This is a genomic window from Actinomycetota bacterium (genome assembly GCA_030774015.1).
Classification (GTDB): Bacteria; Actinomycetota; UBA4738; order UBA4738; family JACQTL01; genus JALYLZ01.
The window spans coordinates 1-21,457 of record JALYLZ010000189.1; the positions used below are offsets into that span (position 1 = coordinate 1).

23 protein-coding genes are annotated in these 21,457 nt (G+C 70.1%); 10 read left to right on the forward strand and 13 right to left on the reverse strand.

Annotated elements, in window-relative coordinates:
* Positions 1-194 precede the first annotated feature (194 nt).
* The 4 genes from M3Q23_18085 to M3Q23_18100 form a co-directional block, all read right to left on the reverse strand.
* On the reverse strand, positions 195-539 hold the full coding sequence (locus tag M3Q23_18085) for a ribbon-helix-helix protein, CopG family (GenBank protein MDP9343960.1): 345 nt from the start codon (positions 537-539) through the stop codon (positions 195-197).
* Positions 540-888: 349 nt separating this feature from the next.
* Positions 889-1,356, reverse strand: coding sequence for a hypothetical protein (locus tag M3Q23_18090; GenBank protein MDP9343961.1), 468 nt, complete (start codon positions 1,354-1,356; stop codon positions 889-891).
* 82 nt (positions 1,357-1,438) lie between these two features.
* Positions 1,439-2,059 carry a class I SAM-dependent methyltransferase gene (locus tag M3Q23_18095; protein ID MDP9343962.1) on the reverse strand — a complete coding sequence of 207 codons (621 nt, stop codon included), beginning with the start codon at positions 2,057-2,059 and terminating at the stop codon, positions 1,439-1,441.
* 52 nt (positions 2,060-2,111) lie between these two features.
* Positions 2,112-2,792 (reverse strand): SHOCT domain-containing protein, encoded by a 681-nt coding sequence (locus tag M3Q23_18100; GenBank protein ID MDP9343963.1) that lies wholly within the window; start codon positions 2,790-2,792, stop codon positions 2,112-2,114.
* A gap of 97 nt (positions 2,793-2,889) precedes the next feature.
* On the opposite strand from M3Q23_18100, the gene M3Q23_18105 reads away from it, so the two are divergent.
* Complete coding sequence (locus M3Q23_18105) at positions 2,890-3,351, forward strand: hypothetical protein (GenBank protein ID MDP9343964.1); 462 nt, start codon at positions 2,890-2,892, stop codon at positions 3,349-3,351.
* Here the strand turns inward: M3Q23_18105 and M3Q23_18110 are convergent.
* A complete protein-coding gene (locus M3Q23_18110; protein ID MDP9343965.1) occupies positions 3,348-4,340 on the reverse strand; it encodes a hypothetical protein in 993 nt (330 codons plus the stop codon). The genes M3Q23_18105 and M3Q23_18110 overlap by 4 nt on opposite strands.
* A 99-nt stretch (positions 4,341-4,439) precedes the next feature.
* On the opposite strand from M3Q23_18110, the gene M3Q23_18115 reads away from it, so the two are divergent.
* On the forward strand, positions 4,440-4,949 hold the full coding sequence (locus M3Q23_18115; protein ID MDP9343966.1) for a MaoC family dehydratase: 510 nt from the start codon (positions 4,440-4,442) through the stop codon (positions 4,947-4,949).
* A gap of 24 nt (positions 4,950-4,973) precedes the next feature.
* Here M3Q23_18115 and M3Q23_18120 read toward each other — a convergent pair whose 3' ends face one another.
* The 3 genes from M3Q23_18120 to M3Q23_18130 form a co-directional block, all read right to left on the reverse strand.
* Positions 4,974-5,633, reverse strand: coding sequence for a hypothetical protein (locus M3Q23_18120; GenBank protein MDP9343967.1), 660 nt, complete (start codon positions 5,631-5,633; stop codon positions 4,974-4,976).
* Positions 5,617-6,156, reverse strand: coding sequence for a SigE family RNA polymerase sigma factor (locus M3Q23_18125; protein ID MDP9343968.1), 540 nt, complete (start codon positions 6,154-6,156; stop codon positions 5,617-5,619). Before M3Q23_18125 ends, M3Q23_18120 begins: the two co-directional genes overlap by 17 nt.
* A gap of 86 nt (positions 6,157-6,242) precedes the next feature.
* The gene (locus M3Q23_18130) at positions 6,243-6,614 is read right to left on the reverse strand and encodes a hypothetical protein (GenBank protein ID MDP9343969.1); all 372 of its coding nucleotides are present in this window, start codon (positions 6,612-6,614) and stop codon (positions 6,243-6,245) included.
* Between the two features lie 156 nt (positions 6,615-6,770).
* Here M3Q23_18130 and M3Q23_18135 point away from each other — a divergent pair, with 156 nt between their 5' ends.
* The 4 genes from M3Q23_18135 to M3Q23_18150 all read left to right on the forward strand — a co-directional run bounded on the left by M3Q23_18135 (position 6,771) and on the right by M3Q23_18150 (position 10,363).
* Positions 6,771-7,007: a hypothetical protein gene (locus M3Q23_18135; GenBank protein MDP9343970.1), complete on the forward strand. Its 237-nt coding sequence runs from the start codon at positions 6,771-6,773 to the stop codon at positions 7,005-7,007.
* A gap of 219 nt (positions 7,008-7,226) precedes the next feature.
* A complete protein-coding gene (locus tag M3Q23_18140) occupies positions 7,227-7,949 on the forward strand; it encodes a uracil-DNA glycosylase (GenBank protein ID MDP9343971.1) in 723 nt (240 codons plus the stop codon).
* Positions 7,946-8,230, forward strand: coding sequence for a GlsB/YeaQ/YmgE family stress response membrane protein (locus M3Q23_18145; protein ID MDP9343972.1), 285 nt, complete (start codon positions 7,946-7,948; stop codon positions 8,228-8,230). Before M3Q23_18140 ends, M3Q23_18145 begins: the two co-directional genes overlap by 4 nt.
* Positions 8,231-8,293: 63 nt before the next feature.
* The gene (locus tag M3Q23_18150) at positions 8,294-10,363 is read left to right on the forward strand and encodes an ABC transporter ATP-binding protein/permease (GenBank protein ID MDP9343973.1); all 2,070 of its coding nucleotides are present in this window, start codon (positions 8,294-8,296) and stop codon (positions 10,361-10,363) included.
* 27 nt (positions 10,364-10,390) lie between these two features.
* Here the strand turns inward: M3Q23_18150 and M3Q23_18155 are convergent, their stop codons facing one another.
* The 4 genes from M3Q23_18155 to M3Q23_18170 all read right to left on the reverse strand — a co-directional run bounded on the left by M3Q23_18155 (position 10,391) and on the right by M3Q23_18170 (position 14,109).
* Positions 10,391-10,891 (reverse strand): GNAT family N-acetyltransferase, encoded by a 501-nt coding sequence (locus M3Q23_18155; protein ID MDP9343974.1) that lies wholly within the window; start codon positions 10,889-10,891, stop codon positions 10,391-10,393.
* 31 nt (positions 10,892-10,922) lie between these two features.
* A complete protein-coding gene (locus tag M3Q23_18160) occupies positions 10,923-11,219 on the reverse strand; it encodes a hypothetical protein (GenBank protein ID MDP9343975.1) in 297 nt (98 codons plus the stop codon).
* A 57-nt stretch (positions 11,220-11,276) separates the two neighbouring features.
* On the reverse strand, positions 11,277-12,386 hold the full coding sequence (locus M3Q23_18165; protein MDP9343976.1) for an isocitrate/isopropylmalate dehydrogenase family protein: 1,110 nt from the start codon (positions 12,384-12,386) through the stop codon (positions 11,277-11,279).
* 70 nt (positions 12,387-12,456) lie between these two features.
* Positions 12,457-14,109 (reverse strand): hypothetical protein, encoded by a 1,653-nt coding sequence (locus M3Q23_18170; GenBank protein ID MDP9343977.1) that lies wholly within the window; start codon positions 14,107-14,109, stop codon positions 12,457-12,459.
* 429 nt (positions 14,110-14,538) lie between these two features.
* Between M3Q23_18170 and M3Q23_18175 the strand changes: the two genes are divergently transcribed.
* The 3 genes from M3Q23_18175 to M3Q23_18185 are packed head-to-tail and all read left to right on the forward strand — an operon-like array spanning position 14,539 to position 18,003.
* Positions 14,539-15,381 carry a hypothetical protein gene (locus M3Q23_18175; GenBank protein ID MDP9343978.1) on the forward strand — a complete coding sequence of 281 codons (843 nt, stop codon included), beginning with the start codon at positions 14,539-14,541 and terminating at the stop codon, positions 15,379-15,381.
* A gap of 13 nt (positions 15,382-15,394) precedes the next feature.
* Positions 15,395-17,227, forward strand: a complete 1,833-nt coding sequence (locus tag M3Q23_18180) for a fumarate reductase/succinate dehydrogenase flavoprotein subunit (GenBank protein ID MDP9343979.1) — start codon at positions 15,395-15,397, stop codon at positions 17,225-17,227.
* Positions 17,227-18,003 (forward strand): succinate dehydrogenase/fumarate reductase iron-sulfur subunit, encoded by a 777-nt coding sequence (locus tag M3Q23_18185; protein MDP9343980.1) that lies wholly within the window; start codon positions 17,227-17,229, stop codon positions 18,001-18,003. The genes M3Q23_18180 and M3Q23_18185 overlap by 1 nt, the downstream gene beginning before the upstream one ends.
* 12 nt (positions 18,004-18,015) lie before the next feature.
* Here the strand turns inward: M3Q23_18185 and M3Q23_18190 are convergent, their stop codons facing one another.
* A complete protein-coding gene (locus tag M3Q23_18190; GenBank protein ID MDP9343981.1) occupies positions 18,016-19,986 on the reverse strand; it encodes a BMP family ABC transporter substrate-binding protein in 1,971 nt (656 codons plus the stop codon).
* A gap of 104 nt (positions 19,987-20,090) precedes the next feature.
* Here M3Q23_18190 and M3Q23_18195 point away from each other — a divergent pair.
* A partial coding sequence (locus M3Q23_18195; protein ID MDP9343982.1) for an AAA family ATPase occupies positions 20,091-21,457 on the forward strand: 1,367 nt, incomplete at its 3' end.

The following is a 21,457-nucleotide window of genomic DNA, read 5'->3' on the forward strand; positions in this document are numbered from 1 at the left end:
GTCGGACAGCTCGCCGAGATCCTTGCGGGGCGACGGGCGAGAGGAGGTGCGATGGAGTAGAACTCCACAGGGGCCCAGTGGTGGATTACGTGAACGCGCCGCTGGTGGATAACGCGAACGTCGACACTTCGACGTGGACCGGGCTTCAAGACGTGGAATCGACGATCAGACGCTTCGAATCGGTGGATCCAGGCCTAAGCCACGTCTCTGTTGACCGCCCCAGATCCCGTCGCCACCCACGCGTGCGAGACCGAGACCCCCACCCCTTGCATCGGCCCAGTCTTCACCCGATACGGGACCATGCTCCCCGAGGTGACAACCAACACGGCACCTTCGCGAAGAAGCTGACTGACCGTGACACCCCGCTCGGTGGCTAGTCGACGAAGATCTCCGACCAGATTCGAGTCCAGACGCACGGAGACCATCTGGAGCATGTCCCGAGGAGCAACCGGTCGGCCGGACCCTTCCACAACCTCACCCCGATGGCGGTCGGCCAACTCGCGGAGTTCACGCTCCCGCGCCCTGGGGTCCTCGTCCATCACCTGCGCCCCCTTCCACGCTCCCACTCACGGATCTCCTCCGGCTCTGACTTCCAGCCCGTCACGGGCCGGAGCCAATCACTGCGCTTGAAAGACCACGCAAATAGCAACGTCCACCAAGTGTTTCGATTCTCGTTCGGACCCACGACAGCGAAATCGGCTGTCACGAGGCGCATCTTAACCTCGACAGGTTCTTCCCGGAGAACCTCTGCGACCACGATTTCGTCGATTCCTCGCCCCAGGCAGTGCGCGAGGTTCCCTTCTCGTCGTCCTCTTCATCCCAATCTATGAGCTCGAAGTCCCAGAGATTCATGCATGCCCACCCGAAGCCCCTCTCCTCTACGGGCTACTAGTGCCCGCCGGGCAGGTCAGCTGGCGGCCCAGGCATCTCCATGGGCGCCGCGACTTGAAGCGCCCGGAAGGGATACCGTGCCAGCTCCCCCCCGTCTACACGCAAGATGAACGAGAAGTCGCCGGGCCTCGGAATGGCCACTTGGCCGAGCATGGCCATCGGGAGAATGCTCGGGTCCCCGACTCGCATTTCGGCACTCGATCCAACCCGGAACTGTCCCTCCACCCGTAGAAGGACGTCCCGTGCATCCGCGTCCTCCATCGTGACTTCGAACTTGTGGTCCTGGTGATACGCGCGATACGGGACGCGAAGGACGGCAACCACCGCCACCGGGAGAACCTGGGGATACGCCGGAAACCGGATGACGTCCCAGAACCCCCCGTTTACGTACACCTTGCCCTCCGCCACCACGGCGTGATCCGCGGGAAAGAACCCCGCAGCCTCTAGATCCAGTCGATCTGTCATACGCAGAGTATCTCTTACGTATTACAGACTGTCAACCCGCCCCCAGCTCCCCAAGCGAGAGACTTCCCGAGGATGGCGTGGGTCAGCGTCTCGTCATCAGGAAGCAGGCGTGGCCGTGCTGGGCCGGTTCGGGCTTCGCGAGGGTTTCGATGGTGAAGGCGCCCGCGAACAGGGCCTGTTCCTCGTTGTGCTGCAGGCCGGCCCAGGGGCGGCTCACTCCTTTGAGGCTGAATCTCGGGAGGGCGTTCGGGTTGCCGTAGAAGCACCACAGGAGGAAGACGGCGCCGGGGCGGGCCAGGCGGACGATGGTTTGGGCCATGGCTTCGCGTTTGGTGTCTTTGAGGTCGTCCAAGGTGCCGTAGTCGACCAGGAGGTCGAAGGGGCCGGGGAGGTCGGGGATCTCCTGTGCGGTGAGGTCGGCTCGAATGAAGCGGATGCGGCGGCCGGGCTTTCCGGTCGCGCTGATCTTCGCTTTCTGGAGGGCCACCGGGGAGAAGTCCACGCCGATGACGTCGAAGCCGTGGTCGGCCAGGAAGATGGCGTTCGATCCGCTGCCGCATCCGAGATCGATGGCCCGGCCCGGTGGGTGCGTGTCCGGGGTCAGCCGGCCCGAGCGCACCAGATGGACCAGCTCCTCGCGGGCCGGTCCCTCCCAGGGAGCCCCGAAGCGATACAGCGTGTCGTACATCCGCCGTCCCGGCACGACCGCAATCTGAACGATTGCAGGGCGGGAGGGCAAGCGTCGTCGGCTGGGTTCAGAGGCCGAGGATCTGCTTCTTCTGCGCCTCGAACTCCGCGTCCGTCAGGGCGCCCTGTTCGCGCAGCTTCGCCAGCCGTTCGAGGAGGGCCACACGATCGTCGGCGCCCTGGGCGCTGGCCGGGGGCGGTGACTGCGATGGGGTCACCGGCACGGGCGGTGGCGGCGCTGTGGGTGGCTGGGATGCCTGGGCCTGCGTCCCGGCGAGGGCGTCGGGGTCGATGCCGAGCATCCGGAGCTTCGCCTTCTGTTCCTCGCTCAGCTGGGAGAGATCCCTCCCCGACAGGTTCACGATCTGGGGCGTCACCCCTGCGGGGAACCCGGCCGCGGGCATCCCACCGCCCTCCCCGCGCATGGCGGCGGCGATGGCTTCGGCGGCCTGCTGCCCGCGCTCGTGTCCGGACTGGACCTCGTCCCACTCGATACGGAACCGGGACGGGTCCGCGCGGTCGATGGAAACCGGAAGCACCATGCCGGGACGCGGCCACCGGTTCCGGTGCATGAGGCCCTGGAACTGCACAGCCTTCGCGGGGATCCCTTCGGCCTGGATCACCAGCTCCATGTGGCCGTTCTGGTAGACGCCGTCGCCCCGGTACCCGGAGCAGGAGACGACCTGCGCCGTGCCCCGGACGGGGTCCTGCAGGCTCGCGCCCTTGAAGAGCTTGTCGAAGATGCCCATGCAGTGGCCGATTCTATCGGCCGGTGCAACCCGGACCGCTCAGGAGGTAAGGACCGAAGCGTTGCTCCGTCCGAAGACCGCACGTACCATCGCGGGCATGTTCGGGCACAAGGACGAGGTCGAGACGACCGCAACGGTGGTCGCGGTGAGCCAGGAATCCAAGCACATGGTGCACGACGCGAAGTACAACGTGGTGCTGGACGTGAACGGCGTGGGCGAGCCGGTGTTCCGGACCACGGTGGAGCAGCGGTTCTACTCGGCGCTGGAGACCCCCAATTCCGGCGATGTGGTCAACGTCCGCTACGACCGCAAGCACCACGAGGTCGAGATGCTGGTGAAGGGCGATCCGCGGTTCGATCTGGAAGCCGCGCAGAAGCAGCGGGACCAGCAGCAGGCCGCGGCGGTCGAGGCCGCCATGGCCCAGCCGGCGGGCTCACCGCCGCCCGCGGGGACCCTTCCGGCCATCCGGAACGTGCCGGGCGATTTCCCGATGGCGGTGGGGCCGACCGTCGTGCAGACCTCCCGCCACCTCGAGGCGAAGCTGCGGGGGCAGGCCTAGAAAGACCAGGTGTCGCCGGCCTGGGTCTTTCCGATCCGGCCGCCGAACAGGATCAGCTGCGACAGCGCCGGATCGAGCGCCATCCGCGGTCCCTCCCGGCCCGAGGGAGCCTTCTGCGGGTGCAGGCGCTTCCAGTCCGTACCGGTCCAGGCCCACATGTCGTCGAGCTCCAGTCCTCCCCCGAACATGACCACCTGCTTGCGCACCGGGTCGTACGCGGCAGCGGCGCCCCACCGCAGCGGCGGCTGGTGCTCAGGGTCGAGCATGGTCCAGTCGTGCCCGTCGAAGGTCCAGGTGTTGTCGGGGTTGACGTCCCCGAGGCCGCCGAACAGCACGACGACGTGGCGGGACGGGTCCAGGACGCACACGGCGCTGCTGCGAGCCCACGCCGAGTTCTTCGTGTGGACTCGCTTCCAGGTCTTGCCGGTCCATTGCCACGTCTGGAGCTGGTAGAACTGCCCGTCGTAGCCGCCGTAGGCGTCGACGTGGCCGTTCAGGGGATCCGAGAAGAGCATCGGGCCCGTGCCTCGCGGCGGCGAGGCGGCGGGGTGGCGGTGGGTCCAGGTCGTCCCGTCGAAGGTCCAGGTGTCGCCCAGCCAGTGCTTCCCGTCGTAGCCGCCGAACAGCACCAGCTGCTGGGACACGGGGTCGTAGGCCATCCCGGCGTTGGCTCGCGCGGTGGGCGCGCGCTTCGTGTGCAGCCGGTGCCACGTGCCGTTGCGCCACGCCCAGGTGTCCTCCAGGTGCCCCGACTTGCCGGTCCCCCCGAACAGGACGATCTCGTGCAGCGCCGGGTCGTACGCCTGGGCCTGGTACGACCGGGACGGAGGATGCGTGGAAGGGAACCGGTGGTGCCAGGTGCCGGAGCCGGCGGTACCCGTTCCCGAGGTCGAGGCGGAAGCGGAGGCCGGGGGCGCCGCCGCCAGGGCCCCCACGGCCAGGAGGGCGGCGACCGCGGTCGTGCACCGAGTTCGGGTTCGTTCGCGCATTGGCTTCCCTAGACGCCACCGGGTGGGCCTGCGGTTCCCGCAACCGGCCCCGCGGAGTGTGCTCGGCTAGCATCCTGCACCGAGGAGGTGCAGGCGCGCATGGGAGAGGCACGTCCGTTCGGCCGCTACCTCGAGGACTTCGAGGTCGGCGACGTCTACAAGCACTGGCCCGGCAAGACCATCACCGAGTACGACGACCACCTGTTCTGCATGATCACGATGAACCATCACCCGCTGCACACGAATGCCCACTACGCCGAGACGCAGACGCAGTTCGGGCGAAACGTGGTGGTGGGGAACCTGGTGTACTCGCTCGCCTTGGGCATGAGCGTGCCGGACGTGAGCGGCAAGGCCATCGCCAACCTCGAGGTGGAGTCGCTCCAGCACCGGGCCCCGATGTTCCACGGCGACACGCTGTACGCGGAGACGAAGGTCCTGGAGGTGAAGGAATCCTCCTCCAAGCCCGATCGCGGGATCGTCACGGTGGAGACTCGCGGCTACAACCAGGACGGCGTCGAGGTCCTGTACTTCCGCCGCAAGGTCATGGTCCCCAAGCGCGGGACCGTGGACGAGCAGCCGGGCCGGCCCGTGCCCAAAGAGGCGGGGTAGGGCCGGCCCGGAACCAGCAGCGCGTCAGTCGCCCGGGAACGCGCAGGTCACGAACAGGGCCCGGTTCCAGGCTTCGCTGCTGGTGTCGATGGGCGTGGTCTGGAGGTCGTAGCGGTACAGGCCGTCGGCGCGCTTCGTCGGCTCGGGCAGGTCGAACCCCTGCGCCTGCATGCAGGCCAGAAACCCGTCGATCTCGGCGGGCGTGCGGTCTCCCAGCACCAGGTCCCCGGACAGCGGCCGGTCCACGAACTGGGTCAGGCGACACGTCACGAACGCCGCTTCCTGCCACCCGGGCGATGACCGGTCGATGGAATCGGCCGGGACCAGGATGCGCCACCCATCGTCGGTGCGGACCGGGTCGGGCACGTCGAATCCCTGGCCACGCATGCACTGGGCGTACTGCTCGAGCCCGGCGCCGTCCGCGTCTGAATCGTCGATGTAGTTCACGAGCTTCACCACCGGCGCCCCGGCCGTCGTGCGCGCGGGCCCGCGCGGATGCCCCCGAAGCGTCGCCACCGAAACCGTGCCGGCCACGATGGCCACCACCACCACCGCGGACACCGCTCGGAAGGCCCGAGCCCTCGCTCGCCGGAGGACCCTGGGCGGGAGCGTGCCGTCCATCTCGAATCCCTCCGCATTCGTTCCGAGCAGGTCGCGGAGCTCGTCCTCAATCCTCGTCGTCATTGCCGATCTCCTCCCTCAGCGCGCGCAGGCCCCGGAAGACCAGCGACTTCACCGTGCCGACGGCGCACCCAAGCGCCCGCGCCGTCTGTCGTTCCGTGAGGTCCTCGTAGAACCGCAGGACCAGCGCGGCCCGTTGCCGGTAGGGCAGCCGGTCCAGCGCGCTGGCCAGGGCGGCCCGCCGGGCCACGTCGGGTTGCGCCGTGGTCCTTGTCGCCATGACCGGCCCTTCCCGCCGGAGGAAGGACCGCTCGCGCGACACCCGCCGCCAGTGCTTCCGGCAGAGATTGACGACGGAGCGCCGCAGGTACGCCTCCACGGCGTCGGGGTCGCGCAGGGCGGGAAGGTGCGTGATGAGCCGGGCGAATGCCTCCTGCGCCACGTCCTCCGCCAGCTCGCGGTCCCGCGTCAGGACGAAGGCCAGCCGTCCCGCCCGCGGTCCGTAGGCCGTGTACAACTCCGGCAGGGACCTGCCCCGGCCTCGGCCCAGCGCGATCTCGGTCTCCACGTCCGCCTCCCGTCCCACCGGCACGTTCCCCTGATCCCGCAGGACACGAAAAGGTTCCCCGTCGAGGTCCTGGGGCGTCGATCGAGGATCGGATAGGGCTGCGCCTACGGCGGTGCGCCGGGATCGAGCGGGAACAGGGCGTCCATCAACGCGGGGTCGTTCGGGAACAATCCCGAGGCCGCGAGCCGGCGCAGGTACGGCGCCCAGCGAGGGTTCGCAGCCCGTGCTCGCTCCAGGAGCTCCCGGCCTTCCAGGGGCCGACCGGTCCCGGCGAGCACCAGCCCGTACCAGAACGCGACCTGGTCGTCGTCGGGGGCCAGCTCGTGGGCCCGCTCCAGCTCGGTCGCGGCGCGCTCCATCTCGCCCGCCGAGGCGAAGTCGTTCCCCCGCCCGAGGTGCCGGTATGCGCGGCCCAGCCGAACGAGGCGTTCCATCTCCGCAAGGGGGCTGGGGTGGTCCTCGACCCGGACGTCCACGACCCGATCCCACCGGGGGTGTGCGGGTCGCCCTCCACCACGAGCATGGCTGCGGACTGCCGTCCCCGCATGTCGCCGCCCTCGGCCTCGGCCGCACGAAGCGCGGCCATGAGGCGCTCGCCGAGATCGCCGCCGGCTGCGGCATACGCGGCGACCATGGCATCCCACACCGTGTCGCGTTCCATCATGTTCGCCTGCGCCGAGAACCCGTCGCCGATGGCGTGGCCCGCCGCCTGGACGCACCGCGCGCCCGTGTGCACGGCCACGGAGCCGTTCGCGTCCACCATCGCCACCTGTCGGAGGTCGCGGCCGTCGTCCTCGGCCAGAAGCGTCTCCAGTGCCTCCAGCGAGCTCGCGCCCGCCCGCATCAGCTCGAGCCCGCGGGGCCCGTAGGAGATCTCGGTGAACGACTGCGTGGCCACCGCGCCGACGCCGGGCTCGGCCCACGGGACCACCGATCCCACCGAGAAGTAGCGCGTCTGGACGGCGACCCCGAACCTGCCGGTCCGCGGGTCCCGGACGACGATCGAGTAGGTCATCGGCCCCTCCCCTCGTGGCTGGTCAAATTATCCACGCCGAACTGGTCGCGGGCCCGCCGGTACGATCGGAGTGATGGCGTCCGCTCTCGAATCGCTCCGCGCCGAGGTCATCGAGTGCCGCCGGTGTGCCCGGCTGGTGGCGTGGCGGGAGCTGGTGGCCGCCACGAAGGTGGCCCGGTTCGCCGACCAGGACTACTGGGGACGGCCGGTGCCGGGGTTCGGGGACCCCCGGGCCCGCGTCGTGGTGGTGGGGCTGGCGCCCGCCGCCCACGGAGGGAACCGGACCGGGCGGATCTTCACCGGCGACCGGTCGGGGGACTTCCTGTTCTCATCGCTTCACCGGACCGGGTTCGCCAACCAGCCGCATTCGGTGTCCCGTGACGACGGTCTCCGCCTGCGCGGGATGTACGTCGCGGCCGTGAACCGGTGCTGCCCTCCCGGGAACCGGCCGACGCCGCAGGAACGGGACCACTGCCTGCCGTACCTCGTCCGCGAGCTGGAGCTGCTCCGGGAGGTTCGGGTGGTGGTCGCCCTGGGCTCGTTCGCCTGGGACGGGGTCCTGCGGGCGGCGGCGGCTCTCGGCCACGCGGCCCGGCCCCGTCCTCGCTTCGGGCACCTGGCGGAGGCCTCCGTCGGCCCGTACGCGCTGCTCGGGTCGTTCCACCCCAGCCAGCAGAACACGTTCACCGGCAAGCTCACGCCGGCCATGCTGGACCAGGTGTTCGAGCGAGCCGGGGAACGTGCGGGGCTTGGGGGGCTTGCGGGAGGACGCGGGCGGGTACCTTCCTCCCCATGAGCATCCTCGGCATTCTCCTGTTGGGCCTCATCGTCGGGGCCCTCGCGCGCCTTCTCGTCCCCGGCCGCGGCCCCACCGGCATCCTGGCCACCATGGCCGTGGGGGTGGGCGGCGCGTTCCTGGGGTGGTGGATCGGCAAGTCGCTGGTGGGCGCGCACGGCGTGGGGCTGCACCCGTGGATCTGGGCCCTGGTGGGCTCGGCCCTGCTGGTGCTGGCCTACCGGGCGGTTTCCCGGCGGGGCCGGTATTCCTGGGGCCGGCGCCGCCACCTTCACTGGTAGGACCGGCCACCTGGGCCACCGCTTCCGGCGGTCATTTCGGAACCCTGCCGTATGCTGGCTCGCATGCGGCGAGGGGGCCATTTTCGCGTCGTCGTCCCGGATCCGGACGCCGGGCCGATCAAGAAGCAGACTGTCCGGCGGGTCGCGCGGACCTTCCGCCCTTACCGGGGCAAGGTCGCGGTGGTCGCTGGGGTCATCGTGGTCACGTCGGTCCTCGGGATCGTCAACCCGCTACTGATCAAGCTGATCTTCGACCGCGCCCTGTTCGGGGCTCCACCCTCCAATCCGCATTGCGTCGGGGGCCCCTGTCCCAACCTGCACCTGCTGTACTTCTACGTCGGGCTCATGGTGGCCATCCCGATCCTCACCGGGATCATGGGGGTGGGCCAGACCTACCTGGCCAACGTGGTCGGCCTGAAGGTGATGCAGGACCTGCGGAACTCCCTGTACACGCACCTCCAGCACATGCCGCTGCGGTTCTTCACCAACACCCGGACCGGCGAGATCCAGTCCCGCCTGGCCAACGACGTCGGCGGGATCCAGTCGGTGGTCACCGATACCGCCTCCAGCATCCTGTCGAACGTGGTGATCGTGCTCAGCACCCTGGTCGCCATGCTGCTCATCTCGTGGCAGCTCACCGTGCTGTCGCTGTTCATGACGCCGTTGTTCATCTGGCTCACCTACAAGGTCGGGAAGGCTCGCCAGGAGGTCGCCCGAAGTACCCAGAAGACCTACGCGGATCTCACCGCGATCACCGAGGAGACCCTGTCGGTGTCGGGGATCCTGCTGTCGAAGGCGTTCGGCCGGCAGCGGTACGAGATCTCCCGGTTCCGCGAGGAGAACGCGCGCCTGGCCGGATTCCAGATCCGCCAGCAGATGATCGGCCGGTCCTTCTTCGCCGTCATCCAGATCTTCTTCTCCATCACCCCGGCCCTGGTCTACCTGGTGGCGGGCTGGGTCATCTCGAACGGAGGGACCGGGTTCGGGGGCACCGTGCTAACCGGCGGGGCCATCGTTTCGTTCACCACGCTCCAGAGCCGGCTGTTCTTCCCCATCGGCCAGATGCTCCAGGTGAGCGTGGAGATCCAGTCCTCCATGGCCCTGTTCGACCGGATCTTCGAGTACCTGGACATGCCGCACGAGATCCAGGACTCTCCGGGCGCGGTGGACCTGCAGGCACCCTCCGTGCAGGGGCAGGTCCGGTTCCGCGACGTCAGCTTCCGCTACGACGTGCCGCCGGAGGAGCCTCCTTCGGCGACCCCGGTGTCACCGCCCGATATCGCTGCGGCGGCTGCGCGGGACGCCCCCGAGGTGGCCGCCGAGCGCCTGGCCGGGCTGGCTGAGGACGGGCAGGCCCGCCGGGAATGGACGCTCGAGCACATCGACCTGGACATCGAGCCGGGGCAGCTGGCCGCGCTGGTTGGGCCGAGCGGTGCCGGGAAGACCACCATGACCTACCTGGTGCCGCGGTTCTACGACGTGCAGCGGGGCGCCGTGGAGATCGACGGCGTGGACGTCCGGCGCATCTCGCTGGCCTCCCTGGGCGACATCATCGGCATCGTGACCCAGGAGACCTACCTGTTCCACGACACGGTTCGACGGAACCTCCTGTACGGCAAGCCGGACGCCGCCCAGGAGGAGCTGGAGGCCGCGGCCCGGGCCGCGTTCATCCACGACCGCATCGCCGAGCTGCCGGACGGCTACGACACGGTGGTGGGGGAGCGCGGCTACAAGATGTCGGGCGGGGAGAAGCAGCGCCTGGCCATCGCCCGGGTCATCCTGAAGGACCCCCGCATCCTGATCCTGGACGAGGCGACGTCCTCACTGGACTCGACCTCCGAGCGGCTGGTGCAGGAGGCGCTCCGGCCGCTGATGCGGGGGCGGACCACGATCGCCATCGCCCACCGGCTGTCCACCATACTGTCGGCGGACGTGATCTTCGTGCTGAACCGCGGGCGGCTGGTCGAGCGAGGGACCCACCAGGAGCTGCTGGCCCGCGGCGGGCTGTATGCCGAGCTGTACGAGCAGCAGTTCCGGGGAGGGCAGGTGGAGGCCATCACCGAGGACGGCGTGGTCCTGGCCTCGGGGGAGGTCGTGCGCACCGGGAGCGATCCCGGCCGGGGTGCAGCCTGACCGGGCGACCGCCGGGCCCTGGACCGACTACTGCCCGATCGGCAGCGAGTAGGACATCAGTACGAACCCGCTGGGGAACACGCGGTCGGCTCCCCGGGTGAACCCCATGGACTCGTACATGCGATGGGCCGCCTTCATCCGGGCCGTCGTGTGCAGGGTGACCAGCGCCTTGCCCCGGGCCCGGGCCTCGTCCAGGCAGGCGTCCATCAGGGCCCGGCCGATCCCCCGCCCGCGGGCCGAGGGGTCCACGCCCACCATGCGGATGTGGGCCTCCTCGGGCCGGAGGGGCGGGTCCTCGTCGTCGATCCGCTGTTCGAGCTCGAGGGTGGCCGTGCCCAGGATGCGGTCGCCCTCCACCGCCACCAGCACGAGGGTTCGATCGATCCGGCCGGCCACGTCGCCCAGCTCGTCCAGGTAGGAATCCCAGTCGCTGTCGCCCGGCCGGACGAACTCCATGTACGCCCGCCGGGTGATCTCGCCGGCGGCGGCGTACTCGTCGGGGCGCACGGGCCGGATCTCGATGGCCACGACCGAAAGGCTACCGGAGGGATGCGACGGGTCAGGAGCCGTGCCTGCGCCCGCGAAGCAGGTCGCGCACCCGACGCCGGATGGGGCTCCCGGCCAGCGTCCACCCCACGAAGAACGTGACCACGGCGCCCACCGAGAACACCGCCAGTCCGGCGCCCTTGCTGGTCTCGAGCATCCCCCGCCCGATGGGCAGTCCCGACGCGGGCTCGCTCCAGTGCAGCGCCAGGACCACCAGGGCCCACACGCAGAGGGCGAACATGGCCAGGAACAGCAGGCCGAGCGAGGTCAGGCCGATCTCCAGCCAGTCCCGGCGGAACACCTCACCCACTCGCCGGCCGAACCTGCTCCTCACCCGACCCCCCCAAGGCCACGGGACGGCGCGATCCTACTCCCGAGGCCGGACCGGATCGAGCCCCGAGCCGTTCGCCAGGATGGAACGGGCCTCCCCGGCCAGGGCGTTGGCCATCTCCTCGGTGGAGGCGTTCCCGCCGAGGTCGCGGGTGACGTGGGTGCCGTCGGCCAGGACCCGCGTCACCGCCGCCTCCACGGCCTCCGCCGCGGGCCGCTCCGACAGATGGCGGAGCATGAGGGCGCCCGACAGGACCATGGCCACCGGGTCGGCCAGCCCCCGTCCGGCGATGTCCGGGGCGCTGCCGTGCACCGGCTCGAACACGGCGTACTCCCACCCCAGGTTCGCTCCCGGGGCCAGCCCGAGGCCTCCCACCAGGCCGGCGCACAGGTCGGAGATGATGTCGCCGTACAGGTTGGGAAGCAGGATCTCGTCGAGTGTCTCGGGCTCCCAGGCCAGCCACATGGCCAGCTCGTCCACCTGCATCGGCTCGAGCTCGATGTCCGGATAGGCCGCCGCTTCCTCCATCGCGGTCCCCAGGAACACCCCGTCGGAGAACCGCATGATGTTCGCCTTGTGGCCCACGGTGATCCGTTTCCGCCCGTTCCGGCGGGCGAAGTCGAACGCGAACTGCACGATCCGGCGGGTCCCCGTCACCGAGATCGGCTTCACCGTCACACCGGCGTCCGGCCGGAGCTCCACCCCGCCCAGCTCCCGCAGGAGGTCCCGGAGCCGGGCCGCCTGATCGGAGCCACGTTCGAACTCGATCCCGGCGTACAGGTCCTCCGTGTTCTCCCGGATCACCACCAGGTCGAGCGGCGGATGGTGGGTGAGAGTCCCGGGCAACGTGCGGGAGGGCCGGACCGCGGCGAACAGGTCGAGCTCCTGGCGCAGGGCCACGTTGACGCTGCGGAACCCCGTCCCGACCGGCGTGGTGATGGGCCCCTTCAGCGCGGTGCGGGAATGCCGGATGGAATCGAGGACCCGGTCCGGGAGGGGAGTTCCCTCCCGCTGCATGACGGCGGTGCCGGCCTCCTGGACGTCCCACCGGAGCTCCACGCCGGTGGCCTCCAGCACCACCCGCGCCGCGTGGGCGACCTCGGGACCGATGCCGTCGCCCGGGATCAGCGTCACCAGGTGGGCCACGGCCGAACCTTACCCAGGAAGGCGAGAGGGGGCGGCGCTCGAGGCCGCCCCCGCCGCTCGGTCGATGGTCCTAGTTGGGGACCGTGTAGATGTCGGTCTGCCCCAGCGGTGGGCCCAGGCTCGTCCGTCCGTCGGTCCACATCGGGTACTCCACGCCGTTGCCTGCCGCGGCGACCCCGATGTAGTCCCCGATGAAGGCGCCGGAGCTGAAGAACCCGTTGTTCGGGTTCCACGACGCGGTGCTGATGTCCACGTTGGACAGGAACACCGAGGTGTCCAGGGTCTGCTGCTCGAAGGTCTCGATGTTCACGTTGCCCGGGTCGTTCCGGCAGTCCAGCCAGATGATGTGCGTGATGCCCTGGGGGTCGACGGCGATCCACGGGAAAAACTGGTCGTTGGGCGCCGGGTTCCCGAAGGAGTCGGTGGACACGAACCGCATGTCCGACCAGGTCTGGCCGTAGTCGAGCGACTCGGTGTAGCTGATGTCCGCGCCCGAGACGTTGCGGTTGATGTTGTTCTGCACCGCGTACTCCAGCGCGTGGCGGACCGGATTGAAGACCACGTTGGCGGACGTCGACGCGGGGATGCGAGCCAGCTTGCCGGGGAGGAGGTCCGACGGATCCGGGTTGTCGGCCCACTGCCCGGCCTTGTCCACTCGCACCAGCGTGCCGAGCGTCCCGTCGGGGGCCAGGCGCTTGTAGTAGATACCCCGGTCGATGGAGGTGTTGCAGTCCTCCGACATGAAGGTGATGCCCACGCCGCCCTGGTCGTCCGGGGCGGCCTGGACTCCCTGGTCGGCGGAGGTGCCGACGCCCTTGCTCTTGGGTGCCCTGGGCATGACGTGGATGTGGGTCCACGACGTGTCGGTCAGGTCGCCGTCGTGGTTCGCGTCCACCTGGTCGGTGTAGGCGAGCTGGGCGGGACAGAAGTTGCTGAACCCGCTCGGCTGGATGTGGAACTTCACGTAGGTCAGGTACAGCCGGCCGAAGTGCGGGCTGCCCAGGGCGTTGTCCACGGCCAGCTGCTCCTTGTCGTAGAACACCGCCGGGTTGACGCTGCCGTCGGCATGGACGTTCGTGACGCCGGTGGCGCTGAAGCGGGCGGGGGTCCAGTGGTCGCCGTTGTCGGCCGAGCGGATGATCTCGATCTCCGATTCGGGGTGGGCCCGCATGAAGCACAGCTGGCTGGCGTAGAACGCGTGGTCCCGCAGGCTGTACACGACCGACGGGTCGCCGCCGGAGCAGAAGTCACCGGTGGCGTGGACCCGAGGGGTGAGGAAGGTGCTGGTCCAGTGGTTGCCGCCGTCGTGCGTGGTGCCGATCCACAGCCCGCCGTCCACGTAGTCGTTGGACGCGGCCACCGCGGTCATGGGGTCGGTCGCGCTGTAGGCCACGGCCGTCTCGTTCTGCGGGACCGGCGGGCTGGAGTCGGTGTTGGCCTGGAGGTTGCCGAGGGGGCCGGCGGCCGGCGCGGCGCCCGGGTTCCTGGTCCTCGCGGCCCCCGCGGCGTCCGCGTACTGGGCCTGGGCCTTGATCACTCCGGGGGAGAGGAAGGCGCGAACACCGGCAGAGATCCCTCCCGAATAGTGGCGGACGTGCTTCACCCACCGGGGAGTGGAGTCGTGATTCCTCGCGTGGCGCCCGCTCGCGCCGGCCGAGGTTCCCATCGCGACGAGCGCGGAGACCACGGCCACGGCGAGCGCCGCCCGGAATGCCTTGTTCATGTCATCCCTCCTGTCGGTCGGTGAGGGCTCTCGGTTGGTTCCGGCCCAGCCCTACCGTCGATGTGACCCCATCGTCCTGCCGGGCCGGTGAGGCCGGCGGATTGTAGGCACAGTTGGGCGATTGCGTCCTTTGGCCCGGGGAACAATGCAACCAATCGTGCGGGCGCGGCCGTCGAGACGCCGGCCGCCGGGAGGTCCCGCCGCAACGAGGAGGCCGGCCGCCTGAGCCTCGACCGAGCCGGCCGAAGCGACCCGCCGCTCGGAGCGGCTTCGGCGGATCGAGCTCATGTCCGAGGCTCCACGGACGACTCGGCTATGCTGTCGAGGCCGCCCGCGGGCCGCCGACGAGGCCTCCGGCCGGGCGGTCGACACGAGTGACGGGACCGGGCAGATGCACGCGATTCGGCATGCCGTTCGGAGGGTGAGCTGATGTCGCACGCTCCCATCGGTGACGTCCTGGAGGGGTCGGAGCGAGCCCTTCGGCCTCCCGACGCCGGGCCGACGCGGCGGGGCACGGTCGGCACCAAGCCGGCCACGCTGCGGCCGGACGCCTGGTGGCTCCAACCCATGGCCACGGGCGTGGTGCTGCTCGCGTTCGTGGCCTACGCGACATGGGTGGCGTTCCAGGGCAAGCACTATTTCGCCCCTCCCGCGTACCTGTCGCCGTTCTACTCGCCATGTCTGGCCAGCGGATGCGGCGTGCACACCAACCTGGCCATCTTCGGGAAGTGGTACACGTGGTCGCCGGCCCTGATCATCCTGATCTTCCCGCTGGGGTTCCGGCTGACCTGCTACTACTACCGCAAGACCTACTACCGGACGTTCTGGTTCTCGCCGCCGGCCTGCGCGGTGGCCGAGCCGCACGGCCGGTACTCCGGCGAGACCCGCTTCCCGCTCATCCTCCAGAACGTCCACCGCTACTTCTTCTACTTCGCGTTCCTGTTCGCGGCCATCCTGACGTGGGACGCCGTGGATGCGTTCCATTGGCCCCAGGGATGGGGCCACGCTGGCCTGGGGACCCTCATGCTGGTGGTGAACGCCGGCCTGATCTGGGGCTACACGCTGTCCTGCCACACCTGCCGCCACCTGTGCGGCGGGAAGCTGAACCGGTTCTCGAGCGCCCGGGTCCGGTACCGGCTGTGGCGGGCGGTGTCGCGCCTGAACGCCAACCACGCCAAGTGGGCCTGGGCCAGCCTGGTGTGGATCGCGCTCACCGACGCGTACATCCGGATGGTTGCCGTGGGCTGGATCAGCGACCCCAAGTTCTTCTAGCGAGGGCGACGACATGGCGGAGCTCGAGACCCACGACCACGACGTGATCGTGATCGGCGCGGGCGGCGCCGGACTCCGCGCCGCGGTGGAGTCCGACGCGCTGGGCGCTCGGACCGCCCTGATCTGCAAGTCCCTCCTGGGCAAGGCCCACACGGTCATGGCGGAGGGCGGCATCGCCGCGGCCCTCGGGAACGTCTACGCCGAGGACAGCTGGCAGATCCATTTCCGCGACACCATGCGCGGCGGCAAGATGCTGAACAACTGGCGCATGGCCCAGATCCACGCCCAGGAGGCTCCGGACCGGGTGCTGGAGCTGGAGGAGCTGGGCGCGCTGTTCGACCGGACCAGGGACGGGCGGATCCTCCAGCGCGACTTCGGGGGCCACCGCTACGCCCGCCTGGCCCACGTGGGCGACCGCACCGGCCTGGAGATGATCCGGACCCTCCAGCAGAACGCCGTGGCCCGCGGGATCGACGTGTTCATGGAATGCACAGTGATCTCGCTGCTGAAGGACGGCGACCGGATCTCCGGTGCACTGGCCTACTGGCGGGAGACCGGGCGGTTCGTGGTGTTCCGGGCGAAGGCGGTCGTGCTGGCCACCGGCGGGATCGGGAAGGCCTGGAAGATCAACTCGAACTCGTGGGAGTACACGGGCGATGGCCACGCCCTGGCGCTGTGGGCGGGGGCGGACCTCATCGACATGGAGTTCGTCCAGTTCCATCCCACGGGGATGGTGTGGCCGCTGTCGGTCCGCGGCATCCTGGTCACCGAAGGCGTGCGCGGCGAGCGCGGCGTGCTCCGCAACAGCAAGGGCGAGCGGTTCATGTTCCGCTACGTCCCCGACTCCCTGCGCTCGGACACCGCGGACACCGAGGACGAGGCCGACCGGTGGTACGACGACCACGCCGGGAATCGCCGCCCGCCCGAGCTGCTCCCCCGGGACGAGGTGGCCCGCGCCATCAACACCGAGGTCAAGGAGGGACGAGGCTCGCCCCACGGTGGGGTGCTCCTGGACATCGCGTCGCGGCGGACGGCGGCCGAGATCGTGCGGGCCCTGCCCGCCATGTACCAGCAGTTCAAGGAGCTGGCCGACGTCGACATCACCAAGGAGCCCATGGAGATCGGCCCGACCTGCCACTACATGATGGGCGGGGTGCGGGTGGACGCGGAGACCCAGGCGTCGACGGTCCCCGGCCTGTACGCGGCGGGGGAGGTGGCCGGCGGGATGCACGGCGCGAACCGTCTGGGGGGCAACTCCCTGTCGGACCTCCTGGTGTTCGGCCGGCGGGCGGGACAGTTCGCGGCCGAGTACGCGCTTGGTGTCGATGCGGCGCCCGAGGTCGACCAGCCGGAAGTCGAGCGCGTCGCGGCGGAGGCCCTGGAGCCCTTCGAGCGGGACCAGGGCGAGAACCCCTACGCCATCCAGCACGACCTCCAGGAGGTCATGCACGAGCTGGTGGGGATCATCCGGACGGAAGGCGAGATGAACAAGGCGCTGGAGGAGATCGAGGCGCTGAGGGACCGGACCGCCCGGACCAGCCTGGAGGGCAATCGCCAGTACAACCCCGGATGGCACCTGGCCCTTGACCTCCGCTCGCTGCTGACGGTGTCGGAGTGCGTCACCCGGGCGGGCCTGGAGCGCAAGGAGAGCCGCGGCGCCCACACCCGCGACGACTTCCCATCGCCGGACCCGGAGTTCGGGAAGGTCAACGTGGTGGTGCGGCAGCGGGGCGGCCAGGTTGCCATCTCGGAGGAGCCCCTGCCGAAAATGCCCGAGGAGTTGCGGGCATTGCTCGAGGAGAAGTCACCGGCGGCGGAGAAGGCGACGGCGGGGGAGAAGGCCTAATGGCGCGGCACGTGGCCATGCGGCTGTGGCGGGGGGACGCCGGGGGCGGCGACTTCCGCGACTACCGGACCACGGTCGAGCCGGGCGAGGTGGTCCTGGACGTCCTGCACCGCATCCAGGCCACGCAGGCCGGCGACCTGGCGGTGCGGTGGAACTGCAAGGCCGGCCGGTGCGGCTCGTGCAGCGCGGAGGTCAACGGGAGGCCCCGGCTCACCTGCATGGCCCGGATGGACGAGTTCTCCGACGGCGAGCCGGTGACGGTCGCCCCCATGCGAACCTTCCCCATCATCAAGGACCTGGTCACCGACGTCTCGTTCAATTTCGAGGTGGCCAAGACGGTGCCGGCGTTCAAGCCCCGTCCCCGGGACCCGGAGCGCGAGAAGGACGGCTACCGCATGGCCCAGGAGGACATCGAGCGGGGCCAGGAGTTCCGCAAGTGCATCGAGTGCTTCCTGTGCCAGAACGTGTGCCACGTCATCCGGGACCACGAGGAGAACAAGGCCAGCTTCTCCGGCCCGCGGTTCTTCATTCGCTACGCCGAGCTCGACATGCACCCGCTCGACACGAACGACCGGACGGAGCTGCTCCGCAAGCAGGCCGGCCTGGGATTCTGCAACATCACCAAGTGCTGCACCGAGGTCTGCCCCGAGGACATCCACATCACCGACAACGCGATCATCCCGCTGAAGGAGCGCGTGGTGGACCGCCACTACGATCCGGTGGTGAGGCTGGGCTCGAAGCTGTTCCGGCGCAAGCGGGACGGCAGCTCGAGCTGACGTCCGGCGTCGTCAGGTTCCCAGGTACTCCTTGGGGTTCACGGGGACCGAGCCGTCGACGATGCCGGCCTTGAGCTCCGCCAGCCGGTGCTGAAGCGGCTGCGGGACCCGGGAGCCGAGGTCGTGGAACGGGGCCAGGTCGACTCCCCCGTTCTCGAGGGTGCCGACGTAGGTGCCCCCCTCGAACGTGCCGCCCACGACTTGTTTCATCGCCGCCTCGACAGCGACGTCGATCCGCTTGCGGATGCTGGTGAGCCACAGCGGGCCGAACTCCGGTGCGGACAGGAACTGGTCCGTGTCCACGCCGACGAGGAGCACGCCGTGGGCAGCTCGGGCCGCGCGGGCCGCGCCCAGGCCGGCCCCGCCTGCCACGGGCAGGATGACATCGGCGCCCTCGGAGATGAAGGCCCGGGCGATGCGAGCGGCCGCGGCCTGGTCGAAGAAGGCGGTGGAGGGACTCGTGGAGACGAACGTGCCGACCCTCGTGGCGGGGTCCCATCCCAGGAGGTGGACGTCGCTGCCGGTATCCAGGTTGTACTTCAGGATCCCTGCGGCGAACCCGTCCATGAACAGCGTGACCGGCGGGATGTCCAGGCCCCCGAACGTCCCGATCTTCCCCGTCCGGGTCACGCCGGCCGCGAGATACCCGGCCAGGAAGGCTGCCTGGTTCGTCTGGAATGCCAGCCCCCGGACGTTATGGGGGAGCCGGCCGGAGGGATCCACGACCGCGAAGTCCTGGTCAGGGTTCGCGCTCGCCGCCTCGACGGTGGCCGCCTGGATCACGAATCCGGTGGTCACGATCAGGCTGCATCCCTGGTCGATGGAGGCCTGGATGTTCGGTGCGTAGTCCTTCTGCGACTTCGACACCCGGACGCTCGTGTTGATCCCGAGATCGGCGGTGGCCCGGGTCAGGCCCTCGTAGGCGGCCTGGTTGAAGCTCTTGTCGTTCACGTTGGGGCTGTCGGTGACCTCGCATCCCGTGAACCCCGCGCCCGGCTTCGCCGTGCCGCCCCCGGCACGAGTGAGCGCGAAGCCCCCGGCCGCGGCAACCACAGCGCCGGCGAGAAGCGCGGCGACCACCCGACGCCGTCTCCATCTCCTTCCCGGCGAGACCACGGGGGGCTCACCGGTCGGAACCCCGAGCTCCGTCCGCGCCGCTCCCGCGAGCTCACCGCAGGTCGCGTGGCGGTCCTTCGGGGACTTGGCCATGGCCTTGGCGACGACGCCGTCGATGCCTTCCGGGAGCTCTGGCCGTTTGGCGGTGACCCGCGGGGGCTTCTCGTGCACGTGGGCCCACAAAGCGGCAGCCTCCACCTCGCTGGGAAATGGTGGCTCCCCGGCGAGGCACTCGTACAGCACGCAGCCGAGCGAGTAGACGTCGGCGCGGCCGTCCACAAGTTGGCCCTGGATCTGCTCGGGAGCGATGTAGTCGACCGAGCCGAGGATCTGGCCGGTCTTCGTCAGGTCGCGTCCTCCTGCCTCCCGCTTGGTGAGGCCGAAGTCGGAGACGTACACGTGGTCGATCGAGCCGGAGCCCGACGGTTTCGCCAGGAGGATGTTTCCCGGCTTCACGTCCCGATGGATGAGGCCGTGGTCGTGGGCGGCGTCCAGCGCGTCCGCCGCCTGGGACACGATGGACGCGGTCCGGATCGGATCGAGTCGCCCCAGCTCGTCCAGCAACCGCCGGAGGTCGCTCCCCTCGACGTAGCGCATCGCGATGTACAGCACCCCGTCCACCTCGCCCGCCCCGTAGATCGGGATGATGTTCGGGTGGTCGATCGACGCCGCGGCGTTCGATTCCCGGACGAAGCGCTCCCGGAAGCTCTCGTCCTCGGCCAACTCGGGAGCCAGGAGCTTGAGGGCGACCTTGCGGCTGGGGAACAGCTGCTCGGCCAGGTAGACGACGCTCATCCCGCCCCGGCCCAGCAGGGACTCGATGCGGTATCCGGCGAGCTCGGTGCCGAGGCGAGGATCCGTGCTCATCCTGGCCGGGGTTGTATCACCTGGTCCGGGCTTCGGATAGGGCGCACGACACTCGGTCCGCTTGCCAGGTGGCCGCGCCGAGGGCAGGCTTCGCGGGAGCGTCGATGGGTGATGCGGTGTTCGGGCGTGAGGCGGAGCTGTCGGTCGTGGAGGCCTTCCTCGACGACGCCCGGGGCGGGCCGGTGGCGCTGCTGCTGGACGGGGAGTCGGGGGTCGGGAAGACGACACTGTGGCGGGAAGGGGTCCAGGCGGCCCGGGACCGCTCGTACCGGGTGCTGAGCTGCCAGCCCGCCGAGTCCGAGGCCAAGCTCTCGTTCGCCGCGCTGGGCGACCTCATCGGCGGCGCCTTGGACGAGACCGAGGTCGCGCTTCCCGGCCCGCAGGCTCGGGCCCTGGACGTGGCCCTGTTGCGGGCGGAGCCCGAAGGTGCGCCGCCGGACAGCCGGGCGGTGTCGCTGGCCGTCCTCGAGGTCATCCGCTCCCTCGCCGCCACGGGGCCGGTCGTCCTGGCAGTGGACGACGTCCAGTGGCTGGATGCGCCCACCGCGCGGGTGCTGGAGTTCGCGCTCCGGCGTTTGGAGGCGGAGCCCGTTGGGCTGCTGGCCACCCAGCGGACCGGCGAGGGGGCGGGTGTCCCGTTCGGACTGGACCGGTTCCTGCCCGAGCACCGGTTCCGCCGGCTGACCGTCGGGCCGCTCACGGTCGATGCGCTGGGGCAGCTGCTTCGGGCCCGGTTGGGGCAGGGGTTCCTCCGGCCCACGCTGGTCCGGCTGCACGAGATGTCGGAGGGGAACCCCTTCTTCGCCATCGAGATCGCCCGGGCGTCCATCCGGGGCGACAAGCCCGCGACCGGCCAGCTCCTCCCGGTCCCGCAGAGCCTCCGGGAGCTGGTTCGCCGGCGCCTGGACGCCCTCCCCGCCGACGCCCGGGAGGCCCTCCTGGCGGCCGCGGCGCTCTCGTCGCCAACGGTCGAAGCGGTGCGGGCTGCGGTTGGGGGCGACGACGCCGTCGAGGAGGGCCTGGCCAGAGCGGTGGAGGCTGGAGTCATCGAGGTCGACCGGGGCCAGATCCGCTTCTCCCACTCCCTGTTCGGGTCCGTGATCTTCTCGGAAGCGTCCTCCGAGCAGCGTCGCGCCCTCCACCGGCGCCTGGCCGCCGTGTCCACCGACCCGGAGGAGGGGGCCAGGCACCTCGCGCTCGCCGCGGAGGGCCCGGACGAGGACGTGGCGGCCGCGCTGGACGAGGCGGCCCGGCGGGCCCGTTCCCGAGGTGCGCCGGACGCCGCCGCCGAGCTGGCGGAGATGGCCCTGCGGCTCACGCCACCCGAAGGCGTGGACGAGGCACGGCGCCGGAGCATGGACGCGGCCGCGCACCACCTCGCAGCGGGCAACACGCCCCGAGCCAGGATGCTGCTGGAGGCGGCGGTGGAGGCCACGCCTCCCGGGCCGGAGCGGGCCCGGGCCCTCCGCGC

Bases quoted from the DNA above. Each gene is read 5' to 3' on its own strand.
- M3Q23_18085 (MDP9343960.1), bottom strand. From the start codon at position 539: ATGGACGAGGACCCCAGGGCGCGGGAGCGTGAACTCCGCGAGTTGGCC.
- M3Q23_18090 (MDP9343961.1), bottom strand. From the start codon at position 1,356: ATGACAGATCGACTGGATCTAGAGGCTGCGGGGTTCTTTCCCGCGGAT.
- M3Q23_18100 (MDP9343963.1), bottom strand. From the start codon at position 2,792: ATGGGCATCTTCGACAAGCTCTTCAAGGGCGCGAGCCTGCAGGACCCC.
- M3Q23_18105 (MDP9343964.1), top strand. From the start codon at position 2,890: ATGTTCGGGCACAAGGACGAGGTCGAGACGACCGCAACGGTGGTCGCG.
- M3Q23_18110 (MDP9343965.1), bottom strand. From the start codon at position 4,340: ATGCGCGAACGAACCCGAACTCGGTGCACGACCGCGGTCGCCGCCCTC.
- M3Q23_18115 (MDP9343966.1), top strand. From the start codon at position 4,440: ATGGGAGAGGCACGTCCGTTCGGCCGCTACCTCGAGGACTTCGAGGTC.
- M3Q23_18120 (MDP9343967.1), bottom strand. From the start codon at position 5,633: ATGACGACGAGGATTGAGGACGAGCTCCGCGACCTGCTCGGAACGAAT.
- M3Q23_18135 (MDP9343970.1), top strand. From the start codon at position 6,771: ATGGCATCCCACACCGTGTCGCGTTCCATCATGTTCGCCTGCGCCGAG.
- M3Q23_18140 (MDP9343971.1), top strand. From the start codon at position 7,227: ATGGCGTCCGCTCTCGAATCGCTCCGCGCCGAGGTCATCGAGTGCCGC.
- M3Q23_18145 (MDP9343972.1), top strand. From the start codon at position 7,946: ATGAGCATCCTCGGCATTCTCCTGTTGGGCCTCATCGTCGGGGCCCTC.
- M3Q23_18150 (MDP9343973.1), top strand. From the start codon at position 8,294: ATGCGGCGAGGGGGCCATTTTCGCGTCGTCGTCCCGGATCCGGACGCC.
- M3Q23_18170 (MDP9343977.1), bottom strand. From the start codon at position 14,109: ATGAACAAGGCATTCCGGGCGGCGCTCGCCGTGGCCGTGGTCTCCGCG.
- M3Q23_18175 (MDP9343978.1), top strand. From the start codon at position 14,539: ATGTCGCACGCTCCCATCGGTGACGTCCTGGAGGGGTCGGAGCGAGCC.
- M3Q23_18180 (MDP9343979.1), top strand. From the start codon at position 15,395: ATGGCGGAGCTCGAGACCCACGACCACGACGTGATCGTGATCGGCGCG.
- M3Q23_18185 (MDP9343980.1), top strand. From the start codon at position 17,227: ATGGCGCGGCACGTGGCCATGCGGCTGTGGCGGGGGGACGCCGGGGGC.
- M3Q23_18190 (MDP9343981.1), bottom strand. From the start codon at position 19,986: ATGAGCACGGATCCTCGCCTCGGCACCGAGCTCGCCGGATACCGCATC.